Raw genomic sequence first — 12,215 nt, 5'->3', positions numbered from 1 at the left:
GCGATCGTCCTCAAACTCCCCCAGCTACCGCTGGGAGGTTCCCCCGGACGGGCTGAAAATTCAGCCCGTCCGGCGTTTGAGGACTTTCGGGAAGGGGCGGGGTGGGGGAGAGAACCCCCGTCACGACCACACCGTCAGTCCCGTCGCCCGCCCCTCCTCGTCGCGCTGGATCTCCATCATCCCCTCCACCGCATCCCGCGTGATCCTCCCGAACACATGCGGAAAGAGCGTCTCGGGCGCCACCCCCGGCGGCGGCGCGGGGTCCGCCGCCTCCCAGCGGACCATCACATCGAGCTTGTGCTCGTCGATCAGCAGGGCCATCAGCGGTCCCGGCACCTCGCGGTAGAACGCCGTGGCCACGGCGAGCGTGGTCGCCTCGTCCGGGGAGCAGTGGACGAAGCCCTCCTCGGAGAGGGAGGCGGGGGAGTAGGGGCGGTCGGGCACGGCCAGCCAGTCGTCCAGGGGGACCACGTGATAGATCATGACCATGGTTCTACCCGACCTGACTAGGCTGGCAGCGTGAGAACCGCCCTTGTCATCGGAACCGGACTGATCGGCACGTCCGCCGCCCTCGCCCTCGCCGCCCGCGGCGTCCAGGTGCACCTCGCCGACCACGACCCCGCCCAGGCCCGTACGGCCGCCGCCCGCGGGGCCGGCACGGACCAGGCGCCCGAGGGGCCCGTGGACCTCGCCGTCGTCGCCGTGCCGCCCGCGCACGTCGCCGAGACCCTCGCCGAGGCCATCCGAGGCGGCCTCGCCCGGGCCTATCTCGACGTCGCCAGCGTCAAGGGCGGGCCGCGCCGCGACCTGGAGGCGCTCGGCTGCGACCTCAGCGGCTACCTGGGCACCCACCCCATGGCCGGCCGCGAGCGCTCCGGCCCGATGGCGGCCAGCGCCGACCTCTTCGAGGGCCGCCCCTGGGTGCTCACCCCCACCCACGAGACCGACACCGAGGTCCTCAACCTCGCCCTCGAACTGGTCGCCCTGTGCCGCGCGGTGCCCGTCGTCATGGACGCCGACGCCCACGACCGGGCCGTCGCCCTCGTCTCGCACACCCCCCAGCTGGTCTCCAGCATGGTCGCCGCCCGGCTCCAGGACGCCGACGAGACGGCCGTGCGGCTGTGCGGCCAGGGCATCCGCGACGTGACCCGCATCGCCGCCTCCGACCCCCGCATGTGGGTGGACATCCTCTCGGCCAACCCCGGGCCGGTGGCCGACGTGCTGGCCGGCGTGGCCGCCGACCTCGACGAGACGGTGCGTGCCCTGCGCGCCCTGGAGTCCGCCGACGAGGAGAAGCGCATCGACGGCGCGGCCGGCATCGAGGACGTGCTGCGCCGCGGCAACTCGGGCCGCTCCCGGGTGCCCGGCAAGCACGGCGCCGCCCCGGCGACGTACGAGACCGTGACCGTGCTCATCGGCGACCAGCCGGGCGAGCTGGCCCGGATCTTCGCCGATGCGGGCCGGGCGGGGGTCAACATCGAGGACGTGCGCATCGAGCACGCCACCGGTCAGCAGGCGGGCCTGATCCAGCTGATGGTCGAGCCCACCGCCGTGGCCGGGCTGACCGCGACGCTGCGGGACCGGGGCTGGGCGGTCCGCCAGTAGGGCCCGCGCCCGCCCGCGGGCGCCCGGCCACAGGCGCCCGCACGGGCCGGTCCGGGAAGCCAGTAACCTTGGGTGAGCCCGCCATGGGCTCCCCGGCTCCCCGCCCCGCGCACAAGGAAGGTGTCTGTCACCGTGGAAACCGCCGCCCGGACCGTTCCGGCAGCAGTCATCGTCGGCATCGACGGCCCCTCCGGCACGGGCAAGTCCAGCACCTCCAAGGCCGTGGCCGCCAAGCTGGGACTGCGCTACCTGGACACCGGCGCCCAGTACCGCGCCATCACCTGGTGGATGCTGAGCAACGGCATCGACGTGAACGACGCCGCCGCCGTGGCGGAGGCCGCCGGGAAGCCGGAGATCGTCTCCGGCACCGACCCGTCCGGCCCCACGATCACCGTCGACGGAGCGGACGCCTCCGGGCCCATCCGCACCCGGGAGGTCACCTCCGCCGTCAGCGCCGTCAGCGCCGTCCCGGAGATCCGCACCCGGCTGACCGAGCTGCAGCGGGCCATCGCCGCCGCGGCGCCGCAGGGCATCGTCGTCGAGGGCCGGGACATCGGCACCACCGTGCTCCCGGACGCCGACCTCAAGATCTTCCTCACCGCCTCGCCCGAGGCGCGTGCGGCCCGCCGCAGCGGCGAGCTGAAGGGCAAGGAGGCCGCCGACCTGGCCGCCACCCAGGCCGCCCTCGTCAAGCGGGACGCTGCCGACTCCGGCCGCAAGACGTCCCCGCTCGCCAAGGCGGCGGACGCGGTCGAGGTGGACACCACCGAATTGACGCTCGACCAGGTGATCGAGTGCGTCGTCACCCTTGTCGAGGAGCGACGCAGCCGAGATGCAGCGCAGGTTGAGGGTGCCGAGTGAGGAACGAGCGAGGCGCACTCGGCCGGAGCGGAATCGAGGCGGAGTGCGACCGACAGCGCGGGAAGCGGGCGGCGTGACGGCTTCTGCCTCCGCGCCGGGTGCCGCCGTCGGCCGGCGGATCGGCATCGGGCTGATGTACGGGCTGTGGCGGCCCCGTGTCCTGGGCGCCTGGCGGGTGCCAGCCGCGGGGCCGGTCATCCTGGCCGTCAACCACTCCCACAACCTCGACGGGCCCATGATCATGGGCACCGCGCCCCGGCCGGTGCACTTCCTGATCAAGAAGGAGGCGTTCGTCGGTCCGCTGGACCCGTTCCTGCGCGGGATCGGGCAGCTGAAGGTGGACCGCACGGGCACCGACCGCACCGCGATCACCGAGGCGCTCGGCATCCTGGAGCGGGGCGACGTCCTGGGGATCTTCCCCGAGGGCACCCGGGGCGAGGGCGACTTCGCCTCGCTGCGCGCGGGCCTGGCCTACTTCGCCGTGCGCTCGGGGGCGCCGATCGTGCCGGTGGCGGTGCTGGGCAGCGCCGAGCGCAGGAGCCGTGTCGTGCGGGGCCTGCCGCCGCTGCGCGGCCGGATCGACGTGGTCTTCGGCGACCCCTTCGAGGCCGGCGACGGCAGCGGCCGGCGCACCCGCAAGGCGCTGGACGAGGCGACCGCCCGCATCCAGCGGCGCCTCGGCGCCCACCTGGCGGACGCCAAGCGGCTCACCGGCCGCTGAACGAGACTTGAGTAGCGGGCCGTGAGGGTCCGCCGATGACACAGAACGAGGAACGGACTTCATGGACGACCAGATCCACGCCGGCGACGAGCACGGTGAGCTTGGCGACGCCGAGTACGCGGAGTTCATGGAGCTCGCGGCGCAGGAGGGCTTCGACGCCGAGGAGGTCGAGGGCGCGCTGGGCGAGGCCGGGCACGGCCCGCTGCCGGTGCTCGCCGTCGTCGGCCGCCCCAACGTCGGCAAGTCGACGCTGGTGAACCGCATCATCGGCCGCCGCGAGGCCGTCGTCGAGGACCGCCCGGGCGTCACCCGCGACCGCGTCACCTACGAGGCCGAGTGGGCCGGCCGCCGCTTCAAGGTCGTCGACACCGGCGGCTGGGAGCAGGACGTGCTCGGCATCGACGCGTCCGTGGCCGCGCAGGCCGAGTACGCCATCGAGGCCGCCGACGCCGTGGTCTTCGTCGTGGACGCCACCGTCGGCGCCACCGACACCGACGAGGCCGTCGTCAAGCTGCTGCGCCGGGCCGGCAAGCCGGTCGTGCTGTGCGCCAACAAGGTGGACGGCCCCTCCGCCGAGGCCGACGCCGCCATGCTGTGGTCCCTCGGCCTCGGCGAGCCGATGCCGGTCTCCGCGCTGCACGGCCGCGGCACCGGCGACATGCTCGACGAGGTGCTCAAGGCACTGCCCGAGGCGCCCGCGCAGACCTTCGGCGGGGTCCTCGGCGGTCCGCGCCGCGTCGCCCTGATCGGCCGCCCCAACGTGGGCAAGTCCTCCCTGCTCAACAAGGTGGCGGGGGAGGAGCGGGTCGTCGTCAACGAGCTGGCCGGCACCACCCGCGACCCGGTCGACGAGCTGATCGAGCTGGGCGGCAAGACCTGGAAGTTCGTGGACACCGCGGGCATCCGCAAGCGCGTCCACCTCCAGGAGGGCGCCGACTACTACGCCTCCCTGCGCACCGCCGCCGCGGTGGAGAAGGCCGAGGTCGCGGTCATCCTGATCGACGCGAGCGAGTCCATCTCCGTCCAGGACCAGCGCATCATCACCATGGCCGTCGAGGCCGGCCGCGCGATGGTGATCGCCTACAACAAGTGGGACACGCTCGACGAGGAGCGCCGCTACTACCTCGAGCGCGAGATCGAGACCGAGCTGCAGCAGATCGCCTGGGCGCCCCGGGTGAACGTCTCGGCGCAGACGGGCCGGCACATGGAGAAGCTGGTCCCGGCGATCGAGACGGCCCTGGCGGGCTGGGAGACGCGCGTGCCGACCGGTCGCCTGAACGCCTTCCTGGGCGAGCTGGTCGCGGCCCACCCGCACCCGATCCGGGGTGGCAAGCAGCCGCGCATCCTGTTCGGCACCCAGGCGGGCACCAAGCCGCCGCGCTTCGTGCTCTTCGCCTCCGGCTTCCTGGAGGCGGGCTACCGCCGCTTCGTCGAGCGCCGGCTGCGCGAGGAGTTCGGCTTCGAGGGCACCCCGATCCACATCTCGGTGCGGGTGCGCGAGAAGCGGGGCAAGAAGAAGTAGCGCGGTCACCCCGGAGCGGCTGGGGGTCCGGGGGTTATCCCCCGGGAGGTGCTGCCGGTGCGGGTGCGCGAGAAGCGCGGCAAGAAGAAGTAGAAGTAGCAGTGCTGACAGCCCCGGTCCCTCCGCCATCGCGTCGAGGGGGCCGGGGCTCCGTCGCAGGACGACGCCGGGGGACGGCGGCTAGAAGCCCCGCATCCGGCCGTCCCGCTGACCGGGCGGCAGGGCGGGCAGCTGGCTGCCGCGCTGCCGCCCGTAGTACGACTCCCAGACCGCGTTGTAGTGGCTCTGGTACGAGGACGAGCCCGGCAGCTGGTTGGCGTAGCCGTACCCGCTCGGCTGCGGGGCGAAGGACTTGAACTTCAGCTCCTCCTCGCCGGAGCGGTCCCCGGGGAGCGCCCGGAACGACCGGCGGTACTCGGCGCAGAGCGCGTCGAAGATCGGGGTCACCGAGACCGGATGCCCCTCCGCCGCGGCATCGCGGGGCGGTCGCATGCCGGGGATGTAGTTCTGGTACGAGGTCCGGGCAGCGGGTTCGTATGAGTACACATCCCTGCCAACGACCTGGAGGCCCGTCGGATGCGGTCTCACGGGCGAATGGCTTGCGGTGTCCCTGCGTACCGGGTACATACCGGGATGATTGCCCTGGCTCATGTCCCCGCCAGCGGCATCGAGGCCCCGACCAGCCGCCCGGCGGCCGCGGCCCGGTCCATGGCCTCGCGGAGCAGGTCCTCGCGCGGCTGGGCGCCGATCGTGCCGACCGGGACCGCGTACACCAGCACCCGCCGGGTCTTGTTGACGGCGGCCCGCCACTCGTCCGCGACCTGCATCGGCTGGTGGGCCTGCCACCAGGCCTGCGCCGCGGCGCCCGCCGACGGCTGGAGCACCGCGTGCAGCTTGCCCATGGCCAGCAGCACCGACCAGCCCGGCAGCGGCGCGGGGGCCTGCTCCATGTCGCCGACGTAGCCGAAGCCCTGCTCGGAGAGCAGCTCCAGGAACACGTCGACCGGGCCCGTGGTGCCCGGCCGGGCGATCGGCACGAGCGGCTCCACCACCAGCGCCGGGTGCACCTGCCCGGCCACCAGCACCAGCCCGCTCGTCACGCCCAGCTCCGCCTGGAGCGGCACCTCCTTGCGCACCCCGCCCGTGCCCGGCTGCGGGGCGCCCTCGCCGGTGATGGACCGCACGGCGCCCTGGAGCTGCTCCTCGGAGACCGGGACGACCTGCGAGGGGATGCAGCTGGCGTGCGCGAAGGCCAGGACCGCCGTCTCCTCGCCCACGAACAGCACGGTGCTGGTGGGCTGCTGCTCGGTGTGGCCTGGGGCGCGGCAGGAGGTGCAGTCGTAGACGCCCGGGGCGCTGTCGCCGCCGAGCAGTCGCTCCGCTTCTTCGTCGCCGATCTCGGCGCGTACCTCGTCGCTGACATCGAGCATGCGCGGCACGGGGGCTCCTAGGACTTGGTGCGTGGTGCGCCGGGCGGTTCCCGGCTCGTAAAGGGACAACGGATGATCCGTGGCCGGGGTCACGCCCCGGAAAAGTTCCCGGATCCGCTACCGATTCGCCATCGCTTGGGGAACGAGTTGGCGATCGGGGCCAACCCGGCGGCCCGGAGCACGGTCTAACCTCTCAGTAGGCGCGGGCCACCAGGACAGTCCGCGGTACACCGGTTGCATGGGGACGAATGCACATCTCATTCCTGATTCACAACGCGTACGGGATCGGCGGGACGATCCGCACCACGTACAACCTCGCGGGCACGCTCGCCGAGCACCACGACGTGGAGATCGTCTCCGTCTTCCGCCACCGTGACGAGCCCGTCTTCGCCCCGAGCGACAAGGTCCGGCTGCGGCACCTGGTGGATCTGCGCAAGGGCAGCCCCGACTACGACGGCGACGACCCGGACTACGAGCGCCCCGCCTCCGTCTTCCCCGCCACCGAGGGCCGCTACAAGCAGTACAGCGCCCTCACCGACCGGCGGATCGCGGAGCACCTGCGCACGCTGGACTGCGACGTGGTCGTCGGGACCCGGCCCGGGCTCAATGTGCACATCGCCCGGCAGGCGCGCCGCGGCCCGGCCCGCGTCGGGCAGGAGCACCTGACCCTGAGCACCCACTCCGCGCCGCTCAAGCTCACCCTGCGGACGCACTACCCGCGCCTGGACGCGGTCACCACCGTCACCGAGGCGGACGCGGAGACCTACCGGAAGCTGATGAAGCTGCCCGGCGTGCGCATCGAGGCCGTGCCCAACAGCGTCCCCGCCCCGGCGCTCGCCCCGGCCGACGGCAGCGGCAAGTGGGTGATCGCGGCCGGCCGGCTCGCCCCGGCCAAGCGGTACGACGTGCTGATCCGCGCCTTCGAGAAGGTCGTCGCCGAGCGCCCGGACTGGCGGCTGCGCATCTACGGCGCCGGCGCGGAGCGCGCCAAGCTGCGCGCCCTCATCGACAAGCGCGGCCTCTACAACCACATCTACCTCATGGGCCCCGCCACTCCGCTCGAGCCCGAGTGGGTCAAGGGCTCCATCGGTGCCGTCACCTCCAGCCTGGAGTCCTTCGGCATGACGATCGTCGAGGCCATGCGCTGCGGACTGCCGGTGGTCTCCACCGACTGCCCGCACGGCCCCGGCGAGATCATCGACAACGGCGTCGACGGCCTGCTCGTCCCGGTGGGCAAGGTCGACGCCATCGCCGCCGGGCTGCTGAAGCTGATCAACGACGACGAGCTGCGCAAGCGCATGGGCCGGGCGGCGCTGGAGAGTTCGGCCCGCTTCGACCCGGACCGGGTCGCCGGCCGCTACGAGGAGCTCTTCGCCGACCTGACCGGGCGCGGCGCGCTGCGCGGCTCGCTGCACCGTACCCGCGGAGCCCTGCTCAGCAGCGCCTTCCAGGCCAAGGACAGGAGCCACTCCCTGCGCAAGGGGCGTGCCGCATGACCCCGCCCACCGTGCCCGCGAACCCCGGTGACCGCCTGCCCGGCGCATCGCCCTCTCCGACCACCACCTCCGAGGAGTGCACCGACGTGTCTGCCCCTCCCCTGGCCTTCGGCGCGCAGAGCCCCAGCGCCGACTGCATCGCGGACTCCGCGGGCGGACTCACCTTCGACCTCGACGCCCCGGGCCGCACCGGTGCGGACGCCCACTGGTCCGCGGCGCTCGTCCTGCGCCGCCGCGGCGACGACGGCACCGACGAGGTGCGGCTGCCGCTCACGCCCAACGGCGACGGCCGGCTGCGGGCCGTCCTGCCCAGCACCGTCGCCCTCCCCGAGGGCCGCTGGGACGTGCACATGGCCTGTGGCGAAACGACTCCGCAGCGGCTGGTGCCCGGCCTCGCGGACCTGCGCTCCCTCGTCGACCGCAGACCCGGCCCCAGCACCTCGCCGCTCGCGGTGCGCATCCCGTACGCGACCAAGCACGGCAACCTCTCCCTGCGCAGCTGGCTGCGCGCCCCGCACGCCGAGGCCGGGGACGTCCTGGTGACGGACGAGGGGATAACGGCACACGGCACCCTGTACCGGGTGGAGGACCCCGCGGCGTGGCTGGCCGGGGCCGTCGTCGAGGCCCGCTGCCGCCGCGACCCGGAGCTGGTCCGCACGGCCGAGGTCACCGCCGAGGGGCAGCAGTTCACCTTCTCCCTGCCCTACGCCGGGCTGTGCGAGGAGTGGCGGGGCGGCCTGGACGTCTGGGACCTGTGGCTGCGCGGGCCGGAGGGCACGCAGCCGGTCCGCCTCGCGCGGATCCTGGACGACGTGGCCGACAAGAAGCAGATCTTCGCCTATCCCTCCCGGCAGGTGGCCGCCTCCTACGCCCCTGCCCAGGTGAGCCCGTACTACACCGTCGACAACGACCTCTCGGTGCGCGTCGACGAGCGGCCCCCGGTGGCCTGACCGGGCAGCCGCATCAGGCGGGCCCGGCCGTCGGCGACGGCTCGGCCCGCCCGGTCTGCCCGGCCTGTCCGGCCGCCTCCGGGTGGTGGAGGTCGAAGGCGGGGGACTCGGAGCGGATCCGCGGGATGGCGGTGAAGTTGTGCCGGGGCGGCGGGCAGCTCGTCGCCCACTCCAGCGAGCGGCCGAAGCCCCAGGGGTCGTCCACCCCGACCTTCCTGCCGTACTTGGCGGTCCTCCAGACGTTGTAGAAGAACGGCAGCGTGGACAGACCCAGCAGGAACGCGCCGATCGAGGACACCGTGTTGAGCGCGGTGAAGCCGTCCGCGGCCAGGTAGTCGGCGTACCGGCGGGGCATCCCCTCCGCGCCCAGCCAGTGCTGGACGAGGAACGTGGTGTGGAAGCCCGTGAACAGCGTCCAGAAGTGGAGCTTCCCCAGCCGCTCGTCCAGCATCTTGCCGGTGAGCTTGGGCCACCAGAAGTAGAAGCCGGCGAACATCGCGAACACCACCGTCCCGAACACCACGTAGTGGAAGTGCGCGACGACGAAGTACGTGTCCGTGACGTGGAAGTCCAGCGGGGGAGAGGCCAGGATCACCCCCGTGAGCCCGCCGAAGAGGAAGCTCACCAGGAAGCCGACCGCCCACAGCATGGGCGTCTCGAACGACAGCGAGCCCTGCCACATCGTGCCGATCCAGTTGAAGAACTTCACCCCGGTCGGCACGGCGATCAGGAACGACATGAACGAGAAGAACGGCAGCAGCACCGCGCCGGTCGCGAACATGTGGTGCGCCCAGACGACCACGGACAGGGCCGTGATGGACATGGTCGCGCCCACCAGCATCGCGTAGCCGAAGATCGGCTTCCGGGAGAACACCGGGATGATCTCGGTGATGATCCCGAAGAAGGGCAGCGCGATGATGTAGACCTCGGGGTGCCCGAAGAACCAGAACAGGTGCTGCCACAGCAGCGCGCCGCCGTACTGGGACTCGAAGACCACCGCCCCGAACCGCCGGTCCGCCTCCAGGCACAGCAGCGCCGCCGCCAGCACGGGGAAGGCCAGCAGGATCAGGATCGAGGTGAAGAGGACGTTCCAGGTGAAGACGGGCATCCGGAACATCGTCATCCCGGGGGCGCGCATGCCGATGATGGTGGTCAGGAAGTTCACCGCGCCGAGGATCGTGCCGAAGCCGGACAGCGCCAGCCCCATGATCCACATGTCGGCGCCCAGGCCGGGCGAGCGGACCGCGCTGCTGAGAGGCGCGTAGCCGGTCCAGCCGAAGGACGCGCCGCCCTCGGGCATGAGCAGGCTGGAGACCACGATCAGCCCGCCGAAGAGGTAGAGCCAGTAGGCGAACATGTTCAGCCGGGGGAAGGCCACGTCCGGCGAGCCGATCTGGAGCGGCATGATCGCGTTGGCGAAGCCGGCGAAGGCCGGGGTGGCGAACAGCAGCAGCATGATCGTGCCGTGGGCGGTGAACGCCTCGTTGAACTGCTCGTTGGTCATCAGCTGGAGGCCCGGGCGGGCCAGCTCGGCGCGCATCAGCATCGCCAGCAGTCCGGCGGTCACGAAGAAGGCGAACGAAGTGATCAGGTAGAGATTGCCGATCTTCTTGTGGTCGGTGGTCGTCAGCCAGTCCACCACCGCGCGGCCGGGGGTGCGCTCCCGGCCCGGCGCCCCGGGCGCGGCCTGCGTGGTCTCGGTCCCCATCCGTGCCCCCTCGCTGTCGGCTCACACGGGCAGTTGTGCACAACGGCTCCCACGGGCAACCGCCATCATGCTCCGCCCGGAGGCCGCCGCGCGAGAGTGCCTGCGGCCGTCCGGGGAACTCGCGGCTGTGCGGGCTCTCGCTCTCACCGAGATGTCGCCGATGCCGGAACTTTATATTCCGGCGGGTGCGGGGCGGGCTTCCCGTAACGTCCCGGGAATTCTGTGCGTTGGATATGCGGAACCTCCCGGAGCGGGAATGAAAAGCGCTTCGCCGGGAGCTGTCCAGACCCTCCGGAAAAGGTGTCGTGAATTCATCGTCCATGCTTCATGGAGGATTTGGGAGGGGAATGGGAAGGCTCGTACGGGTGATGCGGGCGACGTCAAACCCGTTCCGGTTGTCTGTGACAGAAGTGTGACGAGTGACGGACCGGGTCCGGACGGAGGTATGCGAAGCATGGCTTCCGCGGCCCGCCGAGGCGGCCTACGGTGGCTGCCATGGCACCTCTTCCCGACCTCCCCACCGACCCCGCGGACGACCCCGAGGGCTATGTCGGGCTCGCCGCCGGGCCCGCCGCCGACCGGGCGCGAGCCCGCGGCTGGACGGACGTACGGACGCTGCCGCCCGGCGCGATCGTGACCATGGAGTACCGGGCCGGGCGGCTGAACTTCGAGGTCGAGCACGGGGTGGTGCGCCGCTGCTGGAAGGGCTGAAAGCGGCCTGGGCGCAAACGGCGAGGGCGGCCCCGGAACGCTCCGGGACCGCCCTCGCCGTGCGGTGATCGTGGGTCAGGTCCCGGCGGTGCGGCCGCGGCCCGCGGCCGGGCCGAACGGCGCGGTGCGCGGCGCCGTGCGCGGCGGCCGGCGGCTGCCTGTGGGGCTGACCGGCGTGCGCTCGGAGCGGAGGGTGTGCGTCCGGGCCGACGGGTGCGGGCGCCCCTCGGCCCCCCGGCCCGCCCGGCTCCCGGCCCCCACCGGCTCGCGGACCGGCATCGCGTCGTCGGCCGCGGGGCGCGGGGCGCCCAGCGGGACCGTCGCGCCGACCGGCACCGGCACGCCCGCGCGGCGCTCGCGCAGCCGTGCCCAGAGGGCCAGCAGCCAGGTCTCGGCACGGGCCATGAGCGGCTCGAACCAGGGCAGGACGAGCAGCACCAGCAGGCCCGCCGTCCAGCCGAGGGTCACATCGCTCATCCAGTGCGTGCCCAGGTAGACGGTGGTCATCCCGACGCCCAGCGCCAGCAGCGCGGCGATCACCGAGGCGATCCGGCGGGTGCGCGGGGTGGTGGCCAGATAGGCGAGGACGCCCCAGGTCACCACCGCGTTCGCGGTGTGGCCCGAGGGGAATATGTCGCCGCCCGCGAACATCTCGTTCGAGCCGATGGCGGTGGCGTAGTGCGGGCCCAGCCGGCCCATGCCGATCTTCGCGGCCCCCACGGTCGCGTTGAGCAGCAGCAACGACGTGCCCAGCACCAGCAGCGGGCGCAGGGTCTTCTGCTTGTACGTGCGCCAGCCCAGCCAGGCGGCCACGGCCACGGCGGTCGGGCCGCGCTGCCCCAGCACCACGAAGTAGTCGAGGAAGGTGTGGATCTCCGGCCACTGCTTGTACGGGCGGAAGAGCATGACCTGCCAGTCGAACCGCACCGGCCAGGACGTGGTGAGCACCCCGATCACGATCGCCGCATAGACCACGGAGGTCGCCGCGAGGATCCCCAGGCGGGTCCGGGTCATCCTCGGTCGCACGGGATCGGTCGGGGGCTCCTCCGCTGGGACGAGCTCGTCGTTGGTACGCACTCAATCGACGTTACATTGCGTGACGGGAAGGTTCGGCCGATCGAGGCTCTTTGTGATGACGATGTGATGTGGAATGCGTCTCAACCGTGGCTCGCCGCAGGTTTGGGCGGGCGAAATAAGAATCAGCTAAAGAA

The 12,215-nt window shown here is 72.3% G+C and carries 12 protein-coding genes; 7 read left to right on the top strand and 5 right to left on the bottom strand.

What is annotated here, in order from left to right; all coding sequences use genetic code 11:
- Window positions 1–120: 120 nt before the first annotated feature.
- Window positions 121–483 (bottom strand): DUF952 domain-containing protein, encoded by a 363-nt coding sequence (locus tag AC1Z4A_RS05730; protein WP_483676740.1) that lies wholly within the window; start codon window positions 481–483, stop codon window positions 121–123.
- A gap of 36 nt (window positions 484–519) precedes the next feature.
- Between AC1Z4A_RS05730 and AC1Z4A_RS05725 the strand changes: the two genes are divergently transcribed.
- The 4 genes from AC1Z4A_RS05725 (at window position 520) to der (ending at window position 4,709) form a co-directional block, all read left to right on the top strand.
- Window positions 520–1,605 carry a prephenate dehydrogenase gene (locus AC1Z4A_RS05725; RefSeq protein WP_483676739.1) on the top strand — a complete coding sequence of 362 codons (1,086 nt, stop codon included), beginning with the start codon at window positions 520–522 and terminating at the stop codon, window positions 1,603–1,605.
- Between the two features lie 120 nt (window positions 1,606–1,725).
- The gene (gene cmk / locus AC1Z4A_RS05720) at window positions 1,726–2,466 is read left to right on the top strand and encodes a (d)CMP kinase (RefSeq protein WP_483676738.1); all 741 of its coding nucleotides are present in this window, start codon (window positions 1,726–1,728) and stop codon (window positions 2,464–2,466) included.
- A 73-nt stretch (window positions 2,467–2,539) separates the two neighbouring features.
- On the top strand, window positions 2,540–3,187 hold the full coding sequence (locus AC1Z4A_RS05715) for a lysophospholipid acyltransferase family protein (protein ID WP_483676737.1): 648 nt from the start codon (window positions 2,540–2,542) through the stop codon (window positions 3,185–3,187).
- A 61-nt stretch (window positions 3,188–3,248) separates the two neighbouring features.
- On the top strand, window positions 3,249–4,709 hold the full coding sequence (gene der / locus AC1Z4A_RS05710; RefSeq protein ID WP_483676736.1) for a ribosome biogenesis GTPase Der: 1,461 nt from the start codon (window positions 3,249–3,251) through the stop codon (window positions 4,707–4,709).
- A 180-nt stretch (window positions 4,710–4,889) separates the two neighbouring features.
- On the opposite strand, the gene AC1Z4A_RS05705 is transcribed toward der, so the two are convergent.
- Both AC1Z4A_RS05705 and AC1Z4A_RS05700 read right to left on the bottom strand, forming a co-directional pair.
- Window positions 4,890–5,201, bottom strand: a complete 312-nt coding sequence (locus AC1Z4A_RS05705) for a hypothetical protein (protein WP_483676735.1) — start codon at window positions 5,199–5,201, stop codon at window positions 4,890–4,892.
- A 155-nt stretch (window positions 5,202–5,356) separates the two neighbouring features.
- Window positions 5,357–6,148, bottom strand: a complete 792-nt coding sequence (locus AC1Z4A_RS05700; RefSeq protein ID WP_483676734.1) for a hypothetical protein — start codon at window positions 6,146–6,148, stop codon at window positions 5,357–5,359.
- 239 nt (window positions 6,149–6,387) lie between these two features.
- Here AC1Z4A_RS05700 and AC1Z4A_RS05695 point away from each other — a divergent pair, with 239 nt between their 5' ends.
- Together AC1Z4A_RS05695 and AC1Z4A_RS05690 are read left to right on the top strand one after the other, a co-directional pair.
- The gene (locus AC1Z4A_RS05695; RefSeq protein ID WP_483676733.1) at window positions 6,388–7,635 is read left to right on the top strand and encodes a glycosyltransferase family 4 protein; all 1,248 of its coding nucleotides are present in this window, start codon (window positions 6,388–6,390) and stop codon (window positions 7,633–7,635) included.
- Window positions 7,632–8,585 (top strand): hypothetical protein, encoded by a 954-nt coding sequence (locus AC1Z4A_RS05690; protein ID WP_483676732.1) that lies wholly within the window; start codon window positions 7,632–7,634, stop codon window positions 8,583–8,585. Before AC1Z4A_RS05695 ends, AC1Z4A_RS05690 begins: the two co-directional genes overlap by 4 nt.
- Before the next feature lie 13 nt (window positions 8,586–8,598).
- On the opposite strand, the gene ctaD is transcribed toward AC1Z4A_RS05690, so the two are convergent.
- Window positions 8,599–10,293 carry an aa3-type cytochrome oxidase subunit I gene (gene ctaD, locus AC1Z4A_RS05685; protein WP_483676731.1) on the bottom strand — a complete coding sequence of 565 codons (1,695 nt, stop codon included), beginning with the start codon at window positions 10,291–10,293 and terminating at the stop codon, window positions 8,599–8,601.
- Between the two features lie 495 nt (window positions 10,294–10,788).
- Between ctaD and AC1Z4A_RS05680 the strand changes: the two genes are divergently transcribed.
- Window positions 10,789–11,004, top strand: a complete 216-nt coding sequence (locus tag AC1Z4A_RS05680) for an I78 family peptidase inhibitor (RefSeq protein WP_483676730.1) — start codon at window positions 10,789–10,791, stop codon at window positions 11,002–11,004.
- A gap of 75 nt (window positions 11,005–11,079) precedes the next feature.
- Here AC1Z4A_RS05680 and AC1Z4A_RS05675 read toward each other — a convergent pair whose 3' ends face one another.
- Entirely contained in the window at window positions 11,080–12,081 is a 1,002-nt protein-coding gene (locus AC1Z4A_RS05675) for a phosphatase PAP2 family protein (RefSeq protein ID WP_483676729.1), read from the bottom strand.
- Between the last annotated feature and the right edge of the window lie 134 nt (window positions 12,082–12,215).

It is taken from the genome of Streptomyces sp. 17_S59, from assembly GCF_056930295.1.
The sequence above is the reverse complement of the archived record's forward strand: the minus strand, read 5'-3'. Positions and strand labels throughout refer to the sequence as shown.